Origin of the sequence: Accumulibacter sp., assembly GCF_031732815.1 — a bacterium.
Lineage (GTDB): Bacteria > Pseudomonadota > Gammaproteobacteria > Burkholderiales > Rhodocyclaceae > Accumulibacter.
In genome coordinates this window covers 26,675-50,162 of sequence record NZ_JAVMKF010000003.1, presented here as the reverse complement: position 1 = coordinate 50,162, position 23,488 = coordinate 26,675, and the positions used below count along the sequence as shown (strand labels likewise).

21 protein-coding genes are annotated in these 23,488 nt (G+C 63.4%); 12 read left to right on the top strand and 9 right to left on the bottom strand.

Annotation, left to right across the window (positions count from 1 at the left end; genetic code table 11):
• Window positions 1–12 precede the first annotated feature (12 nt).
• From hemL to RKP46_RS00330, 3 genes are read right to left on the bottom strand one after another with little or no spacing between them, the layout of a single operon-like run.
• Complete coding sequence (hemL, locus tag RKP46_RS00340; protein WP_311104783.1) at window positions 13–1,296, bottom strand: glutamate-1-semialdehyde 2,1-aminomutase; 1,284 nt, start codon at window positions 1,294–1,296, stop codon at window positions 13–15.
• Window positions 1,283–1,936, bottom strand: a complete 654-nt coding sequence (gene thiE / locus RKP46_RS00335; RefSeq protein ID WP_311104782.1) for a thiamine phosphate synthase — start codon at window positions 1,934–1,936, stop codon at window positions 1,283–1,285. The genes hemL and thiE overlap by 14 nt, the downstream gene beginning before the upstream one ends.
• Window positions 1,933–2,772 (bottom strand): hydroxymethylpyrimidine/phosphomethylpyrimidine kinase, encoded by an 840-nt coding sequence (locus tag RKP46_RS00330; RefSeq protein ID WP_311104781.1) that lies wholly within the window; start codon window positions 2,770–2,772, stop codon window positions 1,933–1,935. The genes thiE and RKP46_RS00330 overlap by 4 nt, the downstream gene beginning before the upstream one ends.
• A 456-nt stretch (window positions 2,773–3,228) precedes the next feature.
• Here RKP46_RS00330 and RKP46_RS00325 point away from each other — a divergent pair, with 456 nt between their 5' ends.
• From RKP46_RS00325 to RKP46_RS00305, 5 genes are all read left to right on the top strand, one after another.
• The gene (locus RKP46_RS00325) at window positions 3,229–3,588 is read left to right on the top strand and encodes a response regulator (protein ID WP_311104790.1); all 360 of its coding nucleotides are present in this window, start codon (window positions 3,229–3,231) and stop codon (window positions 3,586–3,588) included.
• A gap of 47 nt (window positions 3,589–3,635) precedes the next feature.
• Window positions 3,636–3,998 carry a response regulator transcription factor gene (locus RKP46_RS00320; protein ID WP_300332709.1) on the top strand — a complete coding sequence of 121 codons (363 nt, stop codon included), beginning with the start codon at window positions 3,636–3,638 and terminating at the stop codon, window positions 3,996–3,998.
• A 14-nt stretch (window positions 3,999–4,012) separates the two neighbouring features.
• The gene (locus RKP46_RS00315) at window positions 4,013–4,522 is read left to right on the top strand and encodes a chemotaxis protein CheW (RefSeq protein ID WP_311104780.1); all 510 of its coding nucleotides are present in this window, start codon (window positions 4,013–4,015) and stop codon (window positions 4,520–4,522) included.
• Window positions 4,523–4,610: 88 nt separating this feature from the next.
• A complete protein-coding gene (locus tag RKP46_RS00310) occupies window positions 4,611–6,776 on the top strand; it encodes a methyl-accepting chemotaxis protein (protein WP_311104779.1) in 2,166 nt (721 codons plus the stop codon).
• 39 nt (window positions 6,777–6,815) lie between these two features.
• Window positions 6,816–12,191 carry an Hpt domain-containing protein gene (locus RKP46_RS00305; RefSeq protein ID WP_311104778.1) on the top strand — a complete coding sequence of 1,792 codons (5,376 nt, stop codon included), beginning with the start codon at window positions 6,816–6,818 and terminating at the stop codon, window positions 12,189–12,191.
• Here RKP46_RS00305 and RKP46_RS00300 read toward each other — a convergent pair.
• Window positions 12,169–13,620 carry a deoxyribodipyrimidine photo-lyase gene (locus tag RKP46_RS00300; RefSeq protein WP_311104777.1) on the bottom strand — a complete coding sequence of 484 codons (1,452 nt, stop codon included), beginning with the start codon at window positions 13,618–13,620 and terminating at the stop codon, window positions 12,169–12,171. The genes RKP46_RS00305 and RKP46_RS00300 overlap by 23 nt on opposite strands.
• Before the next feature lie 50 nt (window positions 13,621–13,670).
• On the opposite strand from RKP46_RS00300, the gene RKP46_RS00295 reads away from it, so the two are divergent.
• Genes RKP46_RS00295 through RKP46_RS00275 form a run of 5 tightly spaced genes read left to right on the top strand, consistent with a single transcriptional unit; the run spans window position 13,671 to window position 17,414 of the window.
• Window positions 13,671–14,231: a YqgE/AlgH family protein gene (locus RKP46_RS00295; protein WP_311104776.1), complete on the top strand. Its 561-nt coding sequence runs from the start codon at window positions 13,671–13,673 to the stop codon at window positions 14,229–14,231.
• Complete coding sequence (ruvX, locus tag RKP46_RS00290; RefSeq protein WP_311104775.1) at window positions 14,224–14,709, top strand: Holliday junction resolvase RuvX; 486 nt, start codon at window positions 14,224–14,226, stop codon at window positions 14,707–14,709. The genes RKP46_RS00295 and ruvX overlap by 8 nt, the downstream gene beginning before the upstream one ends.
• Window positions 14,696–15,202, top strand: coding sequence for a bifunctional pyr operon transcriptional regulator/uracil phosphoribosyltransferase PyrR (gene pyrR, locus RKP46_RS00285; protein WP_311104774.1), 507 nt, complete (start codon window positions 14,696–14,698; stop codon window positions 15,200–15,202). Before ruvX ends, pyrR begins: the two co-directional genes overlap by 14 nt.
• On the top strand, window positions 15,195–16,154 hold the full coding sequence (locus tag RKP46_RS00280) for an aspartate carbamoyltransferase catalytic subunit (protein WP_311104773.1): 960 nt from the start codon (window positions 15,195–15,197) through the stop codon (window positions 16,152–16,154). The genes pyrR and RKP46_RS00280 overlap by 8 nt, the downstream gene beginning before the upstream one ends.
• 3 nt (window positions 16,155–16,157) lie before the next feature.
• On the top strand, window positions 16,158–17,414 hold the full coding sequence (locus RKP46_RS00275; protein ID WP_311104772.1) for a dihydroorotase: 1,257 nt from the start codon (window positions 16,158–16,160) through the stop codon (window positions 17,412–17,414).
• A gap of 130 nt (window positions 17,415–17,544) precedes the next feature.
• Here the strand turns inward: RKP46_RS00275 and RKP46_RS00270 are convergent, their stop codons facing one another.
• Genes RKP46_RS00270 through RKP46_RS00255 form a run of 4 tightly spaced genes read right to left on the bottom strand, consistent with a single transcriptional unit; the run spans window position 17,545 to window position 19,879 of the window.
• On the bottom strand, window positions 17,545–17,835 hold the full coding sequence (locus RKP46_RS00270; protein WP_311104771.1) for a DUF167 domain-containing protein: 291 nt from the start codon (window positions 17,833–17,835) through the stop codon (window positions 17,545–17,547).
• A 3-nt stretch (window positions 17,836–17,838) separates the two neighbouring features.
• The gene (locus tag RKP46_RS00265) at window positions 17,839–18,378 is read right to left on the bottom strand and encodes a YggT family protein (protein ID WP_311104770.1); all 540 of its coding nucleotides are present in this window, start codon (window positions 18,376–18,378) and stop codon (window positions 17,839–17,841) included.
• Entirely contained in the window at window positions 18,375–19,193 is an 819-nt protein-coding gene (gene proC / locus RKP46_RS00260) for a pyrroline-5-carboxylate reductase (RefSeq protein WP_311104769.1), read from the bottom strand. The genes RKP46_RS00265 and proC overlap by 4 nt, the downstream gene beginning before the upstream one ends.
• A complete protein-coding gene (locus RKP46_RS00255; protein ID WP_311104768.1) occupies window positions 19,190–19,879 on the bottom strand; it encodes a YggS family pyridoxal phosphate-dependent enzyme in 690 nt (229 codons plus the stop codon). Before RKP46_RS00255 ends, proC begins: the two co-directional genes overlap by 4 nt.
• Before the next feature lie 69 nt (window positions 19,880–19,948).
• Between RKP46_RS00255 and RKP46_RS00250 the strand changes: the two genes are divergently transcribed.
• Window positions 19,949–20,995, top strand: coding sequence for a type IV pilus twitching motility protein PilT (locus RKP46_RS00250; RefSeq protein ID WP_311104767.1), 1,047 nt, complete (start codon window positions 19,949–19,951; stop codon window positions 20,993–20,995).
• 26 nt (window positions 20,996–21,021) lie between these two features.
• Window positions 21,022–22,158, top strand: a complete 1,137-nt coding sequence (locus tag RKP46_RS00245; RefSeq protein WP_311104766.1) for a PilT/PilU family type 4a pilus ATPase — start codon at window positions 21,022–21,024, stop codon at window positions 22,156–22,158.
• Window positions 22,159–22,303: 145 nt separating this feature from the next.
• Here the strand turns inward: RKP46_RS00245 and RKP46_RS00240 are convergent, their stop codons facing one another.
• Window positions 22,304–23,479 carry a THUMP domain-containing protein gene (locus RKP46_RS00240; RefSeq protein WP_311104789.1) on the bottom strand — a complete coding sequence of 392 codons (1,176 nt, stop codon included), beginning with the start codon at window positions 23,477–23,479 and terminating at the stop codon, window positions 22,304–22,306.
• Window positions 23,480–23,488 lie beyond the last annotated feature (9 nt).

The following is a 23,488-nucleotide window of genomic DNA, read 5'->3' as shown; positions in this document are numbered from 1 at the left end:
CGCTGCCTTTCCTTACCAGTTGCGGAAGATCTCGTCGGCAGCCGCCACTGTTGCGGCAATCTCCGCTTCCCCATGAGCCGCCGAAACGAAGCCGGCCTCGAAGGCCGACGGCGCGAAGTAGTGTCCCGCCGCCAGCATGGCGTGGAAGAAGCGCCTGAATGCCGCCTGATCGCTGTCCAGTGCCTGCGTGTAGCTTTGCGGACATTCGGTGCGGAAGTACAGCCCGAACATGCCGCCGATGGCCTGCGCCGAAAAGGGAATGCCCGAGCGCCTGGCGGCATCCATCAAACCGTTCACAAGTTGCTCGGTACGCTGCGTCAGCGTTGCGTAAAAGCCTTCCTCGCTGCGCACCAGCTTGAGCGTCGCCAAGCCGGCCGCGACCGCCACCGGGTTCCCCGACAAGGTGCCAGCCTGATAGACCGAACCGAGCGGCGCGACCTTGGCCATCACCTCACGCCGGCCGCCAAACGCGCCAACCGGCATGCCGCCACCGATCACCTTGCCGAGCGTGGTCAAGTCCGGCGTAATCCCGTAGAGGCCCTGTGCACCCTGCGCTCCGACGCGAAAACCAGTCATCACTTCATCGAAAATGAGGAGCGCGCCGTGCTCGCTGCACAACTCGCGCAATGCGCGCAGGAACTCGGGACGCGGCGCGATCAGGTTCATGTTGCCGGCGACCGGTTCGACGATGACGGCGGCGATCTGGCTGCCGCGCTGGGCAAAGCTTGCCGCGATTCCGGCAAGGTCGTTGTAGTCGAGCACCAGCGTGTGCTTGACGAGATCGTCTGGAACACCGCTCGAACTGGGCGTACCGAAGGTCAGCAGACCGGAACCGGCTTTTACCAGCAGGCTGTCCGAATGCCCGTGATAGCAGCCTTCGAACTTGATCAACAGATCCCGGCCGGTAAAGCCGCGCGCCAGACGGATGGCGCTCATTGTTGCTTCGGTTCCCGAACTGACCAGACGGACCATTTCGAGCGATGGCAGCGCGGTACACAGCAGTTCAGCCATTTCCACTTCGCTCTCGGTTGGCGCGCCAAACGACAAACCCCGCGCGGCGGCCAGACGAACCGCTTCGACGACGGCCGGATGAGCGTGGCCGAGGATTAACGGACCCCACGAGCCAACGTAGTCGACATAGCTGCAGCCGTCGGCGTCGATGACGCGCGGGCCACGACCCTCGGCGAGAAAGCGCGGCGTGCCGCCGACCGAACGGAAGGCGCGTACCGGAGAGTTTACGCCGCCTGGAATGTACTGTTGCGCGCGTTCGAACAGTTTCTGATTATGGGAAGTCACGACTGATATCCTTGAACAGGTTTTGGTAGGCGGCCGCCCGTGCCATTACCTCGGGTGCCGCGAAGAGGTCGCTGATCACCGCCAGCAGGTCGGCGCCGGCAGCCAGCAGGCGGGGGGCGTTCTCCAGTGTGATGCCACCGATCGCACAGATCGGGAGGGCGAACTCCTGCCGGCAGTGGGCAAACAGCGACAGGTCGGCGCGCACGGCCAGCGGTTTCGTTGCCGACGGGAAAACCGCGCCCAAGGCAAGATAATCGGCGCCCGCCAGGACTGCCTGGCGCGCCAGCGCGGCATCGGCGTAGCACGAACAGCCGAGCAGCCGATCAGGTCCGAGGCGCCGGCGGGCCGCGCACCAGTCGCCGTCGTCGCGGCCAAGGTGTACGCCGTCGGCGTCTATCGCCAGAGCCAGGTCGAGATCGTCGTTGATCAGCAGTGGCGCGGCAAACTCGCGGCAGAGTGCGCGCAAGGCGGACGCCGTTGCCCGGCGTTCGTCATCGCTGGCAAGCTTGTCGCGGTACTGCACGACAACTGCGCCGCCGGCCAGCGCCGCGCGCACTCGCAGGAGGAGATCGGCCCGGGTCAGCCCTTCCGGGGTGATCGCATACAGGCCACGCAGGGGGCGCCGGCGGGCTGCCGTCATCGCTCACCCCGTAGCGGCGCATGCATGGCAAAGAAACGATTCGGGACATGCTGGCCGCGTCCGGGACGAAACCCGGCTGCCAGCGTCTGCCAGGTATAAGCCTGCGCCAGGTACACCGCGTCGACGACCGACGAGCCGCGGGCAAGGAAAGCGGCAATGGCTGCAGCCAGCGTGCAGCCCGAGCCATGGTAACTGGCGGCCAGGCGGGGCCAGCAGTCGCGCCGCAGCAGACCGTGGCCACGGCGATAAAGCGTGTTTTCAACCTGTTCGGTGGCGGCGTGCGTTCCGGTCAACAGGACATATTCGCAGCCGCCTTTCAGCAGGTGCTCCACTTGCTTCGGTCCAGCCGGCTGCTCGTCATTCGGGCTCATTCCGCTCAAGCGGCTGGCTTCGAGCGTGTTCGGGGTGAGCAGCGTGGCGAGAGGAAAAAGCTGATTGACCAGCGCGTCAATCGTCCTTTCGTCGGCCAGTGGGTCGCCGCGCCCCGAGGCGAGAACCGGGTCGACGACCAGGGGCAGGTGCCGATGTTCGGCAAGCACGGCGGCAATCGCGGCGATGCACTCGACGCTGCCGGTCAGGCCGATCTTGCACGCGGCGACCGGCATGTCCGCCAGGAGCACGCGTGCCTGCTGCTCGACATGCGCTGGATCGACCGGCAGCAGGCGGCTGACGCCGACGGTATCCTGTATTGTCAGTGCAGTTATTACCGAGAGCGGATGACAGCCGAGCGTGCCGATGGTCATCAGGTCGGCCTGCACACCCGCTCCGCCGGAAGGATCGCTGGCGGCAAAGCTGAGAACGAGCGGCGGGGTGTGTGGGTCAAAGCGCTCATCCATGTGCTGCGGGCTACCTGCGAAGAAAATGCTAGTGTCGAAGAAAGAAAGACTTGGCAGCGGGTCAGTGCATTGGCTAGAATCTGTCCAAGTCCTGCGCGATTCTAACCGAAAACCTGGGTCGGTCTCGCACGCAGCCAACGGCCCGCCAGCGCTCGCCCGGCGAGCAGCAAGCGGCGGTGCGCTCGCCGTCGAGTGCGTTGTGCCGTCGGTCGGAAGTAGCCGCTGGCAGTCGCTCGGCGATGAGTAGTGTGGCCGTTTGCGGCGAGCCAGGCTTCTCCTTGCGGAAGGCATAATGGACGTATTGGCAAGACAATGCGGTATAGTAACGGGTCGTCGGAATCTGCGGCCGCTCGTGTTGACTTCCGGCATCACTGGCAAGCCTGGCCGTTTGGCGACCGGGACTATCACTGGAGGATGGACTTGACTGAAGCTGCTGACCTGCGCGGAATCAAGGTCATGGTTGTCGACGACAGCAACACGATCCGGCGCAGCGCCGAGATCTTCCTCGTGCAGGCGGGTTGCCAGGTGTTGCTCGCCGAAGATGGCTTCGACGCATTGGCGAAGATCGCCGATCATCAGCCGGCAGTCATCTTCTGCGACATCCTGATGCCGCGCCTGGACGGTTACCAGACGTGCGCTCTGATCAAGAAGAACCAGCGTTTCCGGGCTACGCCGGTGATCATGTTGTCGTCGAAAGACGGCTTGTTCGATCGCGCTCGCGGTCGGATGGTGGGCTCGGACCATTACCTCACCAAACCGTTCACCAAGGAAAGCCTGTTGAAGGCAGTTGCCGCGTATGCCCCGCCGGCAAGCTGAGCCGGCGTGGGAATCCTGACAGGCACCCGAAAAGGCACGAACAACTCATGACCATCAAGAAAATCCTCGTTGTCGATGATTCGCCGACCGAGCGTCATGTCATGAAGACCCTGCTGACCGGTAGCGGTTACGAGGTGATCACCGCGGAAAGCGGTGAGGAAGCGATTGCCAAGGCAAAAAGCGAACTGCCCGATCTGGTCTTGATGGACATCGTCATGCCGGGCCTCAACGGTTACCAGGCGACACGCACGCTCAGCCGCGACCAGGTGACCAGAAACATCCCGATCATCGTGTGTACGACGAAAGGTCAGGAAACCGACCGGATCTGGGGATTGCGTCAGGGGGCCCACGACTACCTGGTCAAACCGGTCAACGGTCAGGAGTTGCTGGCCAAGATTGCTGCGTTGTAGCAAAGCGAAAAGGGATGGCCAAGAAGATCAGCCTGCACGAGTTCCAGTCGTACCTCGCGGCGCGACTGACCGGAAGCACGGCCGAGAAATCGGCCGGATTGCTTGGAATTCAGGCGGGTTCGGACTACTGGTTGCTCGATCTGGCGGATTCGGGCGAGATCGTACCGCTTACCCCGCTGACCACTGTCCCACTGACCAAGCCCTGGTTTGCGGGAATTGCCAACATTCGCGGCAGCCTCTATTCGGTGATCGATCTGTCTGCCTTTCTCGGCAACGAGCCGACGCCACAGAACGCGGCTTCCCGCCTGTTGCTGATCGGCACTCGTTACGGGACCAACGCGGCGCTGCTGGTTACGCGCATGGTCGGCCTGCGTTATGTTGACGCGTTGACTCCGCAGGCGCCTGACGGGCGTGCGCCGGCATGGGCGCGCGAAGCTTACACCGACAACGAAGGTCGTCACTGGAAGAAGATCAAAGTGCGCGAGTTGCTGAGCGATGGCGCGTTCATGGACATTGGCGTTTGAAGCGCATTCGTGTTGAGGCGCTTTCGTATCAAGCAAGACTTGCCGACAGCTATTCACGCCGTCGAGGCAGTGTAAACGGAGAAGCAAAATGACGATCAAGACTAAGCTGTCCGCGTTCTTGTCGCGGGTGACAGGGGCGGGCAGCGAGACCTCTTCAGCTCGTACAGTCATGGAATCCGGTCAGCCGGAACGAAAGGCCGAGGCAGCGCATTTGCCCGCCTTCCTCCGGCAGTATCCGATCGGTCAGCAGATGCAGATCCTCGGGGCGTGCCTGCTGCTCGTCGTACTGATCATTGCCGTCATCGTCTTCCGGGACAGTCGCCAGGCAAGCAACGGCACTGCCTATGTCGCTGCTGCCGGCGAGATGCGCATGCTGTCGCAGAGGCTGGCCAAGGCCTCGAGCCTGGCGCTGCTGGGTGATGCAAATGCATTCCAGCAACTCAAGGATTCGCGCGAGGGCTTCGCCACCAATCTCGATCGGCTGACCAACGGTGGTCAGCTCGCCGGGACGACGGTGCCGGCGTCACCGGACAGCGTTCAGCCGCAACTGCAGGCCTTGACGCAAACCTGGGACAAGACGGACAAGAATGCTGCACGTCTGCTTGAAATGGAGAAGAACCTGATTTCTCTTGGCAAGGATGTCGCTTCGATCAACGAGAAGAACCCGCAGTTGCTCGAGGTAGCAGAACAGGTGGCGGCGCTCAAGATGCAGAACAGCTCCGGGCTGCGCGAGATTGCTGCTGCCAGCCAACTGGTGATGCTGACGCAAAGGATCGCCAAGAACGCCAGCGCGCTGCTGGTCGGCGATGCGATCGATCCGGAGATCGCCTTCCTGCTCGGCAAGGATACGAATACCTTTCGCGACACCTTGCGTGCGCTGAGCAAGGGAAGCGATCAACTGCGCATCGCTGCGGCGACCGATTCTGAGACCAAGCAAAAACTCAACGAGCTCGACGCTCGCTTTACCGAGTACCGCACGGCGGTCAGCGGCATTCTCGCCAACATGCAGAAGCTGGTGATCGCCAAACAGGCAGGCTCGCAAATCTTCCGCGACAGCGAAGAACTGCTGCAACTGACCGACCAGCTTGCCCAGGGATACCAGGGTAGTCTCGGGCAACGCGCTGGCTACGCCATCAGCCTGCTCGTCCTTGTTCTCGTGGCCTTGCTGTTGCTCTACCTGATTGCGCGCACCTATCTTGCCGAGAACCTGCGGCAAGCGGAAAAGGCCGAGCAAAGCCGGCAAGCCAGTGAACTCCTCAATCGACAGAACCAGGGCGCCATCCTGCGCCTGATGAACGAACTTGGTGACCTCGCCGACGGCGATCTCACCGTTACCGCAACGGTTTCCGAAGACATCACCGGCGCCATTGCCGACTCGATCAATTACACCATCGAGGAGCTGCGCGTCCTTGTCGGGCGAATCAACGATGCGGCTGGCCGGGTGACCGTAGCCACCGGCATCGCCCAGCAGACATCCGCGGAACTGCTCGCTGCGGCCGAGCGCCAGGCAGCCGAGATCAAGGGTGCTGGCCAGTCGGCGCTGGCCATGGCCACTTCGATGACCAACGTCTCCGACGACGCGAAGCAGTCGGCGACGGTTGCTCGTCAATCGCTCTCGGCGGCTGAAAAGGGCACCAAAGCGGTCACCGACTCGATCAAGGGAATGAACAAGATTCGCGATCAGATTCAGGAGACCTCGAAACGGATCAAGCGACTTGGCGAATCGTCGCAGGAGATCGGCGAGATCGTCGAATTGATCTCGGATATCACCGAGCAAACCAACGTTCTCGCGCTGAACGCGGCGATACAGGCGGCATCGGCCGGCGAGGCCGGACGTGGATTTACCGTGGTCGCCGAGGAGGTGCAGCGGCTTGCCGAACGCTCGGGGGAAGCGACGAAGCAGATCGGCGCCATCGTCAGGACGATTCAGAACGATACCCAGGACACGGTCTCGGCCATGGAGGAGTCGACGCGCGAAGTCGTTGTCGGCGCACGCTTGTCGGATGCCGCTGGTCAGGCGCTGGCCGAGATCGAGAAAGTTTCGCGCGAGCTCACCGAACTGATCGACACGATTTCTGCAGCGACGCGACAGCAGGCCGAATCGGCTACGAAGGTTGCCCGCAAGATGCAGGAGATTCTGCTGGTGACTGGACAGACGACGGCCGGCACTCAGAAGACAGCGGCGGCGATTGGCGAGCTGGCCGGTCTCGCGACCGAACTCAAGGGATCGGTGGCTGGTTTCAAGGTGTCCTGACCTAGCTCCCAGGAAGCCGGAACGGAGGGACTGCGCGCAATGAATTCCCCGACGGACTTCGATATCGGCCCGCTCGCCTGGGTCAAGAGCGAGATTGACCTCGCATTGCAGCGTGCTGACGATGCGCTGAAAGAGTTCCTCGCTGGAGCCGCGCAAGGGCGGTGCGAGCGCACTCAACTGAGGTTCAGTCGCACGCACCTGCACCAGGTACACGGTGCTCTGACCATCGTTGGTCTGGACGGCGTGACGCACTTTGCCGACGCGCTGGAGTCGCTGCTCGAGACACTGGAATTGCAGCCAGCGGCGCCGGAGACGGAGGCCATCGCCCTCGTGCAGCGCGCGCTGGCGGCGATCGGGCATTTTCTCGACGATCTGGTCGACGGACAACCCAATCAGCCGCTGCGGCTCCTGCCGCTCTACCGGGAGATCCAGTCGGCGCGCGGCGCGGCGCGCGTTGCCCCGACCGACCTCTTCTTTCCCAATTTGCGCGTTCGCCCACCGAGGCGCAGCGGACCGCCGATGCGCCTCGGTCGCAGCGAACTGCAGAACCACTTGCGGCAACAGCGGGCGCACTTCCAGCGTGGCTTGCTGAGCTGGCTGCGGGCGCCGCTGGAGGCAGCCGGCGTACAAGAAATGCGGGCTGCCGTCAAACATGTCGAAGCGGTACAGGAGACTCCTTCTGCGCGCTCGTTCTGGTGGGTTGCCGGTGCCTTCCTGAGTGCGCTTGCCGAGCGTTCGCTCGTTCGGGACGCCGAGACGCGGCAGCTGTGCGCGCGCATTGACTTGCAGATGCGCCGCTTGCTCGAGGGCTCAAAGAACGTTGCAGAACGCTTGATGCGCGACGCCCTTTACCTTGTGGCGATTGCCGAGAGCAAGGATCGCGCTGTGCTGCGGGTCAAGGACGCTTACCAGTTGACACCGCTGTTGCCGACGCCAGCGGCGCCGCCGGTGGCCGCGGAAGCGCTGCGCCGCTCGCTGCGCGACGCGATCGCCGCCAGTGAAGAAAGCTGGAACCGGTTCTGCGCCGGAATCGTACAGGCGCTGCCGACCTTCAAGAGCAACATCGGAACGCTGGCGACCCTGGTGGAGGATCTCGGGCAGGCGGACTTTCGTCGCCTGGTCGAGATCATGTCGCGCGTCGCCGGTATCCTGAATCACGATCCGACGCGCCATACCGACGCGCTGGCGATGGAGATGGCGACAGCCATACTTCTTGCTCAGCACGCGTTGGAAAATATGCAGCACCTGGAGCAGAGTTTCGGTCATCAGGTAAACGTCATGATCGAACGGATTCATGGCTGCCTGACGGGCGCTGCGCCGCCGCCCGAATCCGAGCATCCGTCGCTCGACGAAATGTCGCGCCGGGCTCAGGAAAAGCTGTTGATCGTTCAGGTTGCCAAGGAGATCCAGAGCAACCTCGCGCTGGTCGAGCAGGTGCTGGACACGTTCTTCCGCGACCCGGAGAAGCGCGTCGAGCTGCATGGCCTGGAAGGCCCGCTGCATCAGGTCGCCGGCGCGCTGACCATGATGCGCCATGACGATGCGGTAGTCGTTTTGCAGCAGTGCGCGGCTCAGATCAAGGCCTTTGCTGAGGCAGATGCGCTGCCGCCGGAGGACGATTTCGAGCGCGTGGCCGAACAACTGTCGCTGATCGGCTTCTTCGTCGATGCTCTGCAGCATGGCGCGACGAGCTTCACCAAGTTTGTCGACCGTCTGCGGGCCGAGCCCGGCAAGGCGGCCGGCGATCAGGCGGAAGCCACCGTCGAGCAGGAGGTCGAACAACAGAAGATCGAGGCGCACGCACTGCTCGTTGCGCTGCGCGAGCAGCCAAGCGATGTCGAACTGCGCCAGGAAATCCGGCAGAACCTGGCCGCTCTGCAAAAGGATGCCGACCTGGTGGCGGACAGCGAACTCGGTCAGCAAACGAAGCAGGTTCTTTCCGCTCTGGCGGCGGGTGGCGATGCTGCCGAGCAGATCGACGAAGCGATGGCGACGCTCAAGCCGGCGGCTCAGCTCGCTCCTGAGCCTTCGGCCAAGACGGTGATGCTGGCCCAGGCGAGTACTGAGGAGGTCGATGCCGAGCTGCTCGAGATATTTCTCGATGAGGGTGAGGAAGTTCTGGTCAGCATCAAGCGTGATCTGCAGGCACTGCGCAAACACCCGCATGATGTCGAGGTGTTGACCTCAATTCGCCGTTCTGTCCATACGTTGAAGGGCAGTGGCCGGATGGTCGGCCTGCGTGACCTGGGTGAAGTTGCCTGGTCGGTCGAACAGGTACTCAATCTTTGGCTGCGCCAGGAGAGCGAGGTCAATGCATCGATCTTTGACCTGTTGGGACAGTCATACGCGGTCTTCCTGGCGTGGGTCGACCATCTGAAGACCGGCCATGGTCAACCGCCTGACGCAGATGGCGTGACCAGCCTTGCGACAAGCCTGATTGGTGGAGCCGATACCACTCCAGCCTTGCCGTCGGCGGTTGCCGCAGAAGCGCCCGTCGTACCCGACGACGCGTCGCCCGTCACGCTTGACATCATGCCGGCAGGCGTCAGTCCGGTATCGGCGAGCGAGGCACAGCCGCCGGCGGCCGAAAGCGAGCCGGAGTTTACGCTGCCGCCGTCTTTGGCCGAGATTTTCAACGACGAAGCGAAGACGCATCTGGCCACGCTGCAAGCCGAGTTCTCCGTACTGGCTGCCGATCCGCTGGCGGCGACGACGAACGAGATGTATCGCGCGGCGCACACGCTGGCCAGCATTGCCGGAACCGTCGGGCTCCCGGTGGTGAATCATCTGGGGCGCGCTCTCGAAATGGCGCTGCAACGGCGCAATTCGACCGCCCATCCAGGCAACTTCGAAGCGCTTGAGGTGGTCCGCCAGACCATCGATGAACTGGCCTTGATGCTGGCACCGATTGCCGGCAGACGGCAGCCCCAGCCAGCGAACAGCCTGGTCGAGCGCTTGACGGCGCTTTATCCCGAGGAGCGCGCAAGGCCGAAACCGGGGCCGGCCAGTCCCGAGGTCAGCGTGCCGCAAGCGCTTGCCGAGGTGCCGGCGCCAACGGCCAGTCCGGCTGCGACCGGTCTGGTCGCCGCGCCCGATGGGCCGCTACTGCGCGACGAACTGGACGAGCAACTGCTGCCGCTGTTCATCGACGAAGCGCTGGATCTGGCGCAGCGGATCACCCAGCAGCTCCTCGCTTGGCGGGAAGACCCGGCCAACTCGGAAGCCGCGCGTGGGCTTGCCCGCCTGTTCCATACGCTGAAGGGAAGTGCACGCATGGCCGGGGCGATGAACCTCGGGCAAATGACGCACGCGATCGAAACGCGCCTGATCGAGGCGCAGGCTGCAGGCCAGGCCTCGGTCGAACTGATCGACGATGTCGACGGCGCTTTTGACGCGATCGTTCAGATCGTTGACGGCTTGCAGCGCGGTCACGCCGGACACGCTCATCTCGAACTCGCCGGCGAGCGTGAGTCGGCAGCGCCGATGGCGGCGCCCGCTGCGTTGGCTGAGTCGGCTGTGGCGAGCGAGCCGGAACCTGTCGTGAGTCTGCCAGAGTTTGCCGAGGCAGAGGGCGACGGTGCCGTGCAACGCGCCAGCTTGCGCGTGCGTGCCGACCTGATCGACCGGTTGGTCAACGAAGCAGGCGAGCTGTCGATTGCTCGCTCGCGCATCGAAGGAGAGATGCGGGCGATCAAGGTTTCGCTGCTTGACCTTACCGAAAACGTCATCCGCCTCCGTCGCCAGTTGCGCGATATTGAAATTCAGGCCGAGACGCAGATGCAGTCACGTACGGCGCAGGCAGGCGAAGGGCGGGCCGATTTCGATCCGCTCGAGTTCGACCGCTTCACACGTTTCCAGGAACTGACGCGGATGATGGCGGAATCGGTGAACGATGTCGCCACAGTACAGCAGACGCTGCTGAAGAATCTTGACGATGCCAACGCAGCGATCCTGGCACAGGCGCGGCTCAACCGCGAAGTGCAACAGGAGCTGATGTCGATTCGGATGGTGCCCTTCGGCAGCATTGCCGATCGCCTCTACCGGATCGTACGGCAGGCGGCGAAGGAACTGGGCAAGCGCGCCAACCTCGAGATTCGTGGGACGCAATTGGAACTCGACCGGACGGTGCTCGACAAGATGCTGGCGCCGCTCGAGCATATGCTGCGCAACGCGGTTGCCCACGGTCTGGAGAGCACCCAGGTGCGCCTGGCGCGGGGCAAACCGGAGATCGGCGAAATTGCGTTGACCCTGACCCAGGAAGGCAACGAGATCATTCTCAATTTCTCCGACGACGGTGCGGGTCTCGACCTCGATGGCCTGCGCGCGCGCGGCCTGGCGGCAGGCTTGCTGACCCGGGAGCAGGCGGCCGACGACGATCGGGTCGTCGATCTGATCTTTGTTCCTGGCATATCGACGGCCAGCGAGTTGTCGCAGTTGTCGGGCCGCGGGATAGGCATGGATGTTCTGCGCAGCGAAGTCACCAGCCTCGGTGGTCGTATTGAAGTGTTTTCCAACGCCGGGCAGGGGACGACCTTCCGCCTCTATCTACCGCTCACGCTGGCGGTCACCAAGGCTTTGCTGGTGCGTTCCGGCAGCACGCAGTATGCGATTCCTTCGGCCATGATCGAGCAGGTTCTCGACCTTCGCGAGAAGGGTCTGGCGCGCATTCGCGACGGCAACTTTGCCGTTTGGGGGGAGAATCGCTACCCATTTCACTACCTGCCACATCTGCTCGGCGACCTGCGGGCACTCCCCGAAAGACACTCGCGCTACTGGGTCCTGCTGCTGCGCAGCGGTACAAACAGGATCGCGGCGCAGGTCGACGCTGTGCTGGGGAACCAGGAGATCGTCGTCAAGAACATCGGGCCGCAGCTTGCCCGGGTCATTGGCGTCGACGGGGCCACTGTTCTTGGCAATGGGCAGGTAGTTCTGATTCTCAATCCGGTGGCTCTTGCCAGCCGGGTTCGCACGCAGGCTGCGGTCTCGCCGGTGCCGGTGCAGCACAAGGGCGAGGAGACTGCGGCCCTTGCCGGTGACTTGCCAACGGTGATGATCGTCGACGACTCGCTCACCGTGCGCAAGATTACCAGTCGTTTGCTGGCGCGCGAAGGCTACCAGGTGACCACCGCCAAGAACGGTGTCGAAGCGCTCGAACAGCTGACGCAAGCGTTGCCGGACGTCATGCTGGTCGATATCGAGATGCCCCGCATGGACGGTTTCGAGCTGACCCGCAACATTCGTGCCGACAAGCGCTTGCGCAAGATTCCGATCATCATGATCACTTCGCGTACGGCCGAGAAGCATCGCCAGTACGCGCTTGATCTGGGCGTCGATCATTATCTTGGCAAGCCCTATCAGGAAGACGAACTCCTCCGACTGGTCGGCCGGCACGTCAAGGAGCGGCGCGATTCCTGACCACTGAATAGCGCGCCAGCGTCCGCCGGCGTGCTGTTTCGTGGTCAACCAGCGGCTCGTGAATGGCACCCCCGGTGAAAGTTGCGCACGCCGCCTGTTCCGACTGGGACATTCGCCAGGGCGCGTGCAGATGCCGATCGGGAACCTTGCTCAACTCCGGAAGGTAGCGGCGAATGAACTTTCCGGCTGGGTCGAAGCGCTCCGACTGAGTGAGCGGGTTGAAGATGCGAAAATACGGCTGGGCATCGCAGCCGGTCGAGGCCGCCCATTGCCAGCCGCCGTTGTTGGCCGCCAGATCGAAGTCATTCAGCTTCTGTGCGAAGTAGGCTTCGCCGCGGCGCCAGTCAATACCCAGATCCTTGCTCAGGAACGAAGCGACGACCATGCGCAGGCGGTTATGCATGTAACCCGTCTGATTGATTTGGCGCATGGCCGCGTCGACCAGCGGATAGCCCGTGCGCCCGGCGCACCAGGCGGCGAAGGCGTCGTCAGCCCATGTTCCCTGTTCCCAGGCGATGGCATCGTATGCGGGCTTGAACGCGTTTTTGGTGACGTGCGGAAAGTGGTCGAGAATCATGAAGTAGAAATCGCGCCAGATGAGCTCGCCGAGCCATGTCGCGGCGCCTCCGGCAGGGTCGAGCAGGGCGCCGTGGGCGATCGCCTGGAGGACAAGACGGCGGATCGAAACGGTACCAAAGCGCAGGTGCACGGAAAGATAGGAAACGCCCTTGACGGCGGGAAAATCCCGTTGCTCGGCGTAGCGCGCGATTCGCCCGAGAAAGTCGTCGAGCAAGCGCTGCGCGCCGTTCATCCCGGCCGCCAGGCGCGCCTGATCGTGATCGATGGCGTGAAAGCCGAGCGCCGACAAGGTGGGCACCTGGCTGGCACCCGCTGGCGCGGCAAGGGTAGCGCTAGGCTGACCGGGCGCTGGTCGATGAGCTTCAGTCAGACGGGCGAGCCAGGCTCTCCGGTACGGCGTGAACACGGTGTACGGGCGGCCAGCGCGATTCAGGATCTCGTCGCCATCGAACATCACCTGATCCTTGAACGACCGAAAACCGATGCCCGCCCGGCGCAGTGCTGCTGCCACCGCCGCATCGCGCTCTTTGGCCAGCGGCTCGTAGTCGCGGTTGACGAAGACGGCGGCAACGCCCAGCTCCTGCACCAGGCGCGGGATCTCTTCGCGTGGCCAGCCGTGGCGGACGATCAGCCCGCCGCCACGCAAGCGCAGCGCTGCATCGAGTTCGACCAGCGAATCGCGGATGAACTCGACCCGCCGGTCAGTACGTTCGGGCAGTGCAGCGAGGATTTCGCGGTCGAAAATGAAGGCACAATAGACGCGCCGTGCCTGGCGAAGCGCTTCACCGAGGGCGCTATGGTCCGTGTCGCGCAGGTCGCGGCGGAACCAGACGAGAATCGAATCAGACATGGGTTGGCTTTGTCACCGCCGAAGGCGGCGATTGGAATTAGAATAGGGCCATGGAGAGCATCAATTTTACCGATCATTTTCTCATCGCCATGCCAGCGATGGCAGATCCGTACTTCGCCAGGACGCTGGTCTACATCGCCGAGCATAATGCACGTGGTGCTTTGGGCGTCATTGTCAACCGCCCGCTCGATATGAGTCTCGGGACGCTGCTCGAACGAATCGACGTTCGTCTCGACGCCCCTGAGGTGGCCAAGCTGCATGTCCTCTTCGGCGGACCGGTGCAGACCGACCGCGGCTTCGTGCTGCACCGGCCAGTCGGCCAATGGCAGTCGACGCTGGCCGTCAATGCCGAGGTCGGCTTGACCAGTTCGCGCGACGTTCTACTTGCGGTGGCGCGCGACGGTCAGCCACGCGACCTGCTGGTGACGCTCGGCTACGCCGGCTGGTCGGCTGGCCAGCTCGAGCACGAGGTTGCGCAGAATGCCTGGTTGACCGTTCCCGCCGATTTGCGCATCCTGTTCGAATTGCCCTACGAAGAGCGCCTCGCTTCGGCGATGGAACTGCTGGGCGTCAACCTGACGAACCTTGCCGACGAAGCCGGCCATGCCTGAAGCAAGTGCGCAAACAGTCAGCGGAACCGTGCTCGCCTTCGATTTCGGCGAGAAGCGTATTGGTGTCGCCGTTGGCGAGTGGCTGCTGCGTCGGGCGCACCCGCTCACCGTCATCGAACGGCAGAACGATGCGCAAGGGTTGGCACGCATTGCCGCACTGATCGATGAGTGGCAGCCGGTCAGCCTGGTCGTCGGTCGACCGGTTGCGCTGGATGGTTCGGCGCATGCGCTGACTGCACGCTGCGAACGTTTCGCCCGGCGATTGCGCGAGCGCTTTCGGCTTGCCGTCGCTTTTGCCGACGAGCGCCTTACCTCGTGCGAAGCTCAGGAAAGGCTGCGCGCGGCAGGGCACAATGCGCGTCAAGCCAGGAAGCATATCGATAGCGTTGCCGCCCAGATCATTCTGCAGAATCACTTCGACGCCGCTGCCGGCGATCTCTCCCAACCACAGGGATGCCAGACCCATGTCCCGTCTTGAACTCCCGGACGCCGAAACACAGTGTACCGAACTCGCTGATCAGATTCGTCCCCGGTTGCACCCGGATAGCGTACTGGTTGGCATTCACAGTGGGGGCGTCTGGGTTGCCCGGCGCCTGCATGAATTGCTTGGCCTGAGCAGCGATCTCGGTCTGATCGACGTTTCCTTCTATCGCGACGACTACGGCGAGAGAGGCCTGCACGCGCGCGTCAGACCGAGCTCGATTCCTTTCGATGTCGAAGGCCGCCCACTGATTCTGGTCGACGACGTGCTATACACCGGGCGGACCACACGCGCGGCGATCAACGCGCTGTTCGATTACGGGCGTCCGGCGCGCATTCAGCTTGCCGTGCTGGCGGATCGCGGCCAGCGCGAGTTGCCGGTGTGTGCCGATTTCTGCCCCTGGCGGGTCAACTTGGAGCCGTCGCTGGAACTGATCCTGTCGACCGATGAAGGCGGTCGCCTGCAATGGACGGTTGCCCAAGATGCATAACCCGCAACTCAACGCCAATGGCAAGCTGACGCACCTGCTGTCGATCGAAGGTCTGCCGCGCGAAGTGATTGTCCACATTCTCGACACCGCGTCGAGTTTTCTCAAGGTCTCCGATCGGGAAGTCAAGAAGGTGCCGTTGCTGCGCGGAAAGAGCGTCTTCAACCTCTTCTTCGAGAACTCGACGCGCACCCGGACGACCTTCGAGATCGCCGCCAAGCGGCTGTCGGCCGATGTCATCAATCTCGACGTGACGCGCTCGTCAACCGCCAAGGGTGAGACCCTGCTGGACACCGTCGATAACCTGGTTGCCATGCACGCCGACATGTTCGTCGTCCGCCACGCCGCCAGTGGTGCGCCGCATCTGATCGCCGACCACCTGCGCCGTCTGCAGCGTAGCGATGTGCATGTCGTCAATGCGGGCGACGGACGCCACGCGCATCCCACACAGGGCTTGCTCGACGTGTATACGATCCGGCATTACAAGCGCGATTTCAGCTCCTTGGTGGTTGCCATCGTGGGCGACATCCTGCATTCGCGGGTTGCTCGCTCGGACATCCATGCGCTGACCACGCTCGGCGTTGCCGAGGTACGGGCGGTTGGTCCGCAGACCCTGTTGCCCGCTTGCGTCGAAAGCATGGGGGTGCGTGTCTTCAACGATCTGCGCCTCGGCTTGCGTGACTGCGATGTCGTGATCATGCTGCGCCTGCAGAACGAACGCATGAGCGGAACCCTGTTGCCGTCGGCGCGGGAATACTTCCGCTGCTACGGATTGACTCCGGCGATGCTCGCACTGGCCAAGCCGGATGCCATCGTGATGCACCCGGGGCCGATGAACCGTGGCGTCGAGATCGACTCCGACGTTGCCGACGGAGCGCAGGCGGTCATCCTGCCACAGGTGACTTTTGGTATTGCCGTGCGCATGGCGGTGATGAGCATAATCGCGGGAAACTGAACGGTGAGCGGAGAGAAACTGCACATACGCAACGGCCGGCTGATCGATCCGGCCGATGGCCTCGACCGGGTCGCCGACCTGTTCATTGCCGATCGCCGCATCGTCGGCGTCGGTCAGGCGCCGGCGGATTTCTCGGCCGACCGCTGCATCGACGCTGCCGGGCTGGTCGTCTGTCCGGGTTTGGTCGATCTCTCGGCCAGGCTGGGCGGAATCGAGCCCGAACTCGCGGCGGCAGTCGCCGGTGGCGTCACCTCGCTGGCGTGTCCGCCCGACACCAAACCCCCGCTCGACGAGCCGGGCCTGGTCGAACGCCTCGTCCGCCGCAGTGAAACCCTTGCCCTGGCGCGCGTTTTTCCGGTCGGCGCCTTGACGCAGGAACTTGCCGGGCAGAAGCTGGCCGAGATGCACGGTCTGTCACGTGCCGGGTGCATCGCTTTTTCGCAGGCCAGGCGGCCGATCGTCAACACCATGTTGTTGTTGCGCGCCATGCAGTACGCGGCAACCTTCGGTTATGCGGTTCGCCTGCGTCCGCAGGACGACTTTCTCGCCTGTGAAGGCGTGGCGCACGACGGTGAGGTCGCTTCACGTCTTGGCCTGACTGGAATTCCAGTCTGCGCCGAGAGCGTCGCGGTGGCCACGGCGCTGCAGTTGGCGGCGCAGACCGGAGTTCGTCTGCACCTTTCCCGCCTTTCGTCAGCCGCCGGAATGGCTCTCGTTCGCCAGGCGAGGCACGGCGGAATGGCGGTGACCTGTGACGTATCGGCGCACCATCTACACCTGTCGGAAGCCGATATCGGCTACTTCGATACGAACGCGCGTCTGGATCCACCCCTGCGCTCAGCGAGTGATCGGCAGGCGCTGCGCGCCGCTGCGCGGGAAGGACTGGCTGTCGTTTGTTCGGATCACACGCCGATCGACGCCGACGGGAAGCAGTTGCCGTTTGCTGAAGCCTTGCCAGGTGCGACCGCCCTCGAACTGCTGTTGCCCCTGACGCTCCTCTGGGCGGCGCAGGATGATCTCCCTCTGACGCTTGCGCTCGCCCGGGTGACCTGTGATCCGGCGGCGGTTCTCGGCCTCGAAGCGGGATCGCTGCGCGCTGGCAGGCGGGCCGACGTTTGCCTGTTCGATCCTGCGCAAACGTGGCGGGTGACCGCTGCCAGCTTGCGCAGCCAGGGCAAGAACACGCCTTTCCTCGGGCGCGAGGTCAAGGGGCGGGTGCGCATGACGCTGGTTGATGGGCGCGTCGTCTTCGCTGCCTGAATCTTGTCGGCGGGGCGGATTGCGTGCGCTTTGCACAAGTGGACCGTGGGTAACGCGGAAAAGGGCGGCGGCTCGCTCGCTCCACTCTTCCCGATGCCTGCCGCTGGCTCCTCGCCCGAGCGGCAGCTGATCAGTCGGCGCGCAGGCGTGCCTCGCTGTCGGCCGGCGCGCCGACGACGCTCAGCAGCTTGCGCCGCGAGGTGCGACCGCTCGTCACTGCGACAGCCGATCCGGCGATGCCCAGCCGCTGTGCGATGAAATTGCACAGGGCAGCGTTCGCCCGCCCGTCGACCGGCGGTGCCGTCAGACGGATCTTGAGCGCATCGCCATGCGGTCCCGCTACCTCGTTTCGTTTCGCTCCGGGTTGTACGTGTACGCTGAGGACGAGCCGGTCGCCGCTTCGCCGGGCCCAGTCGACCACCGGCTAGATGAAAATCAGAATGAGTTGCGCCAGCACGATGGCGATCAACGGTGACAGGTCGACTGCACCAATCGGCGGCACCAGGCGCTGGATCGGGCGCACGATAGGTCGGGTAAACTGCGTCAGCGGCTGGCTCAGCGGTGAGTAGGGGCTGACCCAGGAGAGAACCGCCTGCACCAGTAGCGCGCCGATAAACAGGTAGAGGCTCAGTCTTACTGTGGCCAGAACGCCGCGCCAAAGCGCGAAGAGCAACAGATCAGCGCCGGTAGACAGCGGCCATGGGCTGCGCAACGACAGCAGGACGAAAGCAAAGGCAATCTGCAAGAGAAGCGCTGGCAGCAGACTGGCCAGATCAAGCCCCCAGAAGCCTGGCAAGAGCTTGCGCAATGGCCTGACCAGCCAGTTGGTCAGTTCGACGACGAAGGTTCCCAGGCGATTGCTGAACGACACGCGGAAGGCCTGCATGAAGAAGCGGAGCAGCAAGGCAAAGCTGAAGAAGCTGACCAGTGCGTCGAGCAGGAACAACAGCGCCTGAACGATCATTGGGCGTCCTGTCCCAGCAGTCTGCCCAGTTCGCAGCCCCTGGCGTTGGCCGCGAGTACTCCGGCGATGAAGCCTTCCTTGACGCCGCGTTCGTCCATTCGGCGCAGCGCTGCCTCGGTCGTTCCGCCCTTGGAAGTGACGCGTTCGCGCAGGACGCTGGCCGCTTCGTCCGACTGGGCCGCCAGCTTGGCCGCTCCGAGCACGGTTTCGATCGACAATTGGCGGGCTTGGGCGGGGCTCAAGCCGAGTTCGCTGGCGGCCTGTTGCAAGGCTTCAATGAAGAGGAACACGTAAGCCGGGCCACTGCCCGAGACCGCCGTCACCGCATCCATTTGCGATTCATCGGCAATCCACAGGGTGCTGCCCACTGCCTGCAGAATCCGTTCGGCACCCAGGCGCTCGGCCATCGAGACGGCCGGCATGGCGCACAGGCCGGTGATTCCGGAGCCGATCAGTGCCGGCGTATTGGGCATTGCGCGGACGATCTTTCCGTAGTCGCCGAGCCAACGCGACAGGTCGCCGAGCCGCAGGCCGGCAGCGACGCTGATCACCAGTTGCTGTCTGAGGTGAGCGATCAGGGGCGTACACGCCTCGCGCATCTGTTGCGGCTTGACCGAGAGCAACACCGCGTCGCAGTCGAGGGCCGCGGCCGTCGGCGTTTCATAGCAGCGCACCCCATAAACCAGGCGAAGCTTTGCCCGTCCTTGGGCGCCAAGTTCGATGACGGCGATGTCGGTGGCGGCAAAGCCGGTCTTCACCAGTCCACCGATCAAAGCGTTGGCCATGTTGCCGCCGCCCAGGAAAGTGATCTTCATGCTGTGGTTCTCTCGCCAAAAATTGCCGTGCCGACACGGACCAGGGTTGCTCCTTCGGCAACTGCTGCTTCAAGGTCATCGGACATGCCCATCGAAAGCGTATCAAACTGCAGGCCGGTGGCTTGCATCTGCTCGGCCAGCTCGCGCAGCCGGCGAAAGGCGTGCCGCTGTTCGAGGAAATCCTTGCTCGGGCGTGGAATGGTCATCAGGCCGCGGAGGCGCAGCCTGGGCAGCGCGGCAATTGCCTGCGCCAAAGGCGTCGCTGCACCCGGTGCAACGCCGCCCTTGCTCGCCTCGCCACTGACATTGACCTGCAGACAGACGGACAGCGGCGGCAGGCTGGCCGGCCGCTGGGCCGAGAGACGCTCGGCAATTGACAGTCGATCGAGCGAATGGACCCAGGCAAAATTTTCGGCCACCAGCCTCGTCTTGTTGGCTTGCAGCGACCCGATGAAATGCCAGTCCAGGGTCAGCGCCGACAGCTCGCGGGCTTTCGCAACGCCTTCCTGGACATGATTCTCGCCAAAGGCCAGTTGCCCCGCGGCCGCCACTGCGCGGATGCAATCGGTCGAGCGTGTCTTGCTGACGGCAAGCAGGCGAACTTCCTCCGGCTTGCGCCCGAACTGCCGCGCAGCAGCGGCAATTCGCGCGAGAACGGCTTGCAGCTTGGCGGGAAGTGTGGTCATAATCGAGCGTTGCGCAGATTAGTCGAAGTATAGCACTGCCCCCCTGCAACCGCCCGAGGACCGAAACGGATGGATATCACCGAACTGCTCGCCTTCAGTGTGAAGAACAAGGCGTCCGACCTGCACCTGTCTTCGGGTTTGCCGCCAATGATCCGGGTCAATGGCGACGTGCGTCGGATCAACCTGCCGGCGATGGAGCACAAGGATGTGCATTCGATGGTTTACGACATCATGAGCGACGCCCAGCGCAAACACTATGAAGATTGCCTGGAATGCGACTTTTCCTTCGAGATCCCGAATCTGGCTCGTTTCCGCGTCAATGCCTTCGTCCAGAATCGCGGCGCAGGGGCGGTCTTTCGAACCATTCCGTCGAAGGTGCTGACCCTCGAGGAGCTGAATTGTCCGCGCATCTTCAAGGACATCGCGGAGTATCCGCGGGGCATCGTGCTGGTCACCGGGCCAACCGGTTCGGGCAAGTCGACCACACTGGCAGCGATGGTCAACCACGTGAACGAGACGGCTTACGGCCACATCCTGACCGTAGAGGATCCGATCGAATTCGTCCACCAGCCAAAGAAATGCCTGATCAACCAGCGCGAAGTGGGTCCGCACACGATGTCCTTCCAGAACGCGCTCCGGTCTGCTTTGCGCGAAGACCCTGACGTGATCCTGGTCGGTGAAATGCGCGATCTGGAAACGATACGCCTGGCGCTGACCGGTGCGGAAACTGGCCACCTTGTCTTCGGTACGCTGCACACCTCGAGCGCCGCGAAGACGATCGACCGGATCATCGACGTGTTTCCGGCAGCGGAGAAGGAGATGGTCCGTGCCATGCTCTCCGAGTCATTGCGCGCGGTCATCGCGCAGACGCTGCTCAAGACGAAGGACGGCCAGGGGCGCGTTGCGGCGCACGAGATCCTGATCGGCACGCCGGCGATCCGCAATCTGATTCGCGAGAACAAGATCGCGCAGATGTACTCGGCTTTGCAGACGGGACAGCAGTTCGGCATGCAGACACTTGATCAGAGCCTGACCGAACTGGTCAAGCGAAACCTGGTGTCTACGCCTGAAGCACGCAGCAAGGCAGCTAACAAGGACGCTTTCTACGGCGCCTGAGGCCGGCACAGATTGGGGAAGAGGGAATGGAGCACGATCAGGCACTGAAATTCATGCACGAGCTTCTGCGCTTGATGATGCAGAAGAACGGCTCTGACCTTTTCATCACGGCGCACTTTCCGCCAGCCATCAAGATCGACGGCAAAGTGCTGCCGGTTTCCAACCAGCCACTCCAACCGCAGCACTCGGCCGAGCTTGCGCGGTCGATCATGAACGATCGCCAGGCGGCCGAGTTCGAAGAAAAGAAAGAATGCAATTTCGCCATCTCGCCGACCGGCATCGGGCGCTTTCGGGTCAATGCGCTACTCCAGCAGGGGCGGGTGGCCATCGTCTGCCGGACGATCAACCTGTCGATTCCAACCCTGGACGAGCTTGACCTGCCGCTGGTCCTGAAGGATATCGCGCTTACCGCGCGCGGCCTGGTGATCTTTGTCGGAGGTACGGGTACGGGCAAGACGACTTCGCTGGCGGCGCTCGTCGACCACCGCAATCGAAGCACCCAGGAACACATCATCACGATCGAAGACCCGATCGAGTTCGTGCATGAACACAAGAAGTGCATCGTCACCCAGCGCGAGGTCGGGGTCGACACCGATTCCTGGGAAGTGGCGCTGAAGAACACTCTCCGCCAGGCGCCGAACGTCATCATGATGGGCGAGATTCGCGATCGCACGACGATGGATTATGCTATCGCTTTTGCGGAAACCGGCCACCTCTGCCTGGCGACGCTGCACGCCAACAGCACCAACCAGGCGATCGACCGCGTGATCAACTTTTTCCCGGAGGATCGCCGCGCGCAACTGCTGATGGACCTGTCGCTCAATCTGAGGGCGATCATTTCGCAACGGCTCCTGCCCAAGAAGGACGGCAAGGGACGCGTTCCGGCGGTCGAAGTCATGCTCAATTCGCCGCTGATTTCCGACCTGATCTTCAAGGGGCAGGTGCACGAGATCAAGGAAGTGATGAAGCGCTCGCGCGAACTCGGCATGCAGACCTTCGATCAGGCACTGTTCGATCTGCACGAGGCAGGTCAGATCACCTATGCCGACGCCTTGCGCAACGCCGATTCGCTGAACGACCTGCGGCTGCAGATCAAGCTGCACGGCAAGGAATCGAAGGACCGGGATCTGACTGCCGGCATCGGCCACCTGGATATCGTCTGAGAAACCTTTGGCCCCAGGTCGTCAGGGCGGCGCGGGTGACGAGCACTGGGGCTGGTCCGGCTATCGCCGGCAAGCGCCGCTCGCTCTCAGCGCGCAGGCGCGCGCCTGCCGTTGCCGGTAGGCGCGTCGGCAGGTTCGGCGCCGCCTAGCCGGTCTCCGGCTGGGCAGCGCCGGTCGGCGGGCGGCGGTTGCTTCCGGCGACCATCCTGAATTCGTACAGGCGGCATTCGAGCGGCCCGTTGAAGAGCGGCGTCTTGCGGCTCGGGTTGAGGCGAACGAGGCGCGGCAGGCGAGTGTCGGCGCTGATGAAGAAGCACGTCCAACCCGCAAAGCGCTGCTTCAGCGCGCTGCCCAGGCGAGCGTAGAACTCGGCGGGCTCCTCGCTGGTGTGAACGCGTTCGCCGTACGGCGGGTTGGCGATCATGATGCCCTGCGCGGCCGGTGCGGCGCGCTCGAGCAAGTTGCTCACCGTCAGCGTCACGGCGGGCAGGAGACCGGCGCGGTCGAGGTTGGCCAGGGTGGCGCGCACGGCCACTGGCGAGATATCGCCAGCAAAGATCGCCGCCTCGTCGGCCGCGCGCTGTTCCAGCCGCGCCGCATCAAGCAATTCTTGCCAGACTTGCGGGGCGAACGGGCGAAGTCGCTGAAAGGCGAACGAGCGTCCGCTGCCGGGCGCGATACCAAGGGCAATCTGCGCGGCTTCGAGGACAAAGGTACCGCTGCCGCACATCGGGTCGAGCAGCGCGACCCCGGGCTGCCAACCGGTAAGGCGCAGGATGCCGGCCGCCAGGTTCTCCTTCAGGGGCGCGTCGACCGATTTCTGGCGGTAGCCGCGCTGATAGAGCGGCGCGCCTGAGGTGTCGACATAGAGCGTGCATTCGTCTTCGCCGAGAAAGGCGTGCAGGCGAATGTCGGGCTGGCGTGTGTCGACGTTCGGGCGCCGGTCCGTGTCGCGGCGAAAGCGGTCGCAAATCGCGTCCTTGATGCGCAGTGCGACGAAGTCGACGCTTTTCAGCGGGCACTTGATCGCATTGACGTCTACTCGAATCGTCTGCTCGGCGGTGAACCACTGCGGCCAGGGGGCAGCCAAGGCCAGCCGGAAAATGTCTTCCTCGCTGCGGTACGGCGCGTGCGCGACCCGCCACAAAATGCGTGTGGCAATGCGCGAGTGCAGGTTGGCACGATAACAGACCGTCCAGTCGCCGGCGAAGTGCACACCCCCCGGAATCGGCTCGCCAATGCGTGCTCCGGCGGTTGTCAGATCCTCGCTCAGCAAGGGCTCGAGGCCGCGTGGGCAACTGGCAAAAAAGGTTTCCACGATCATCGCTCC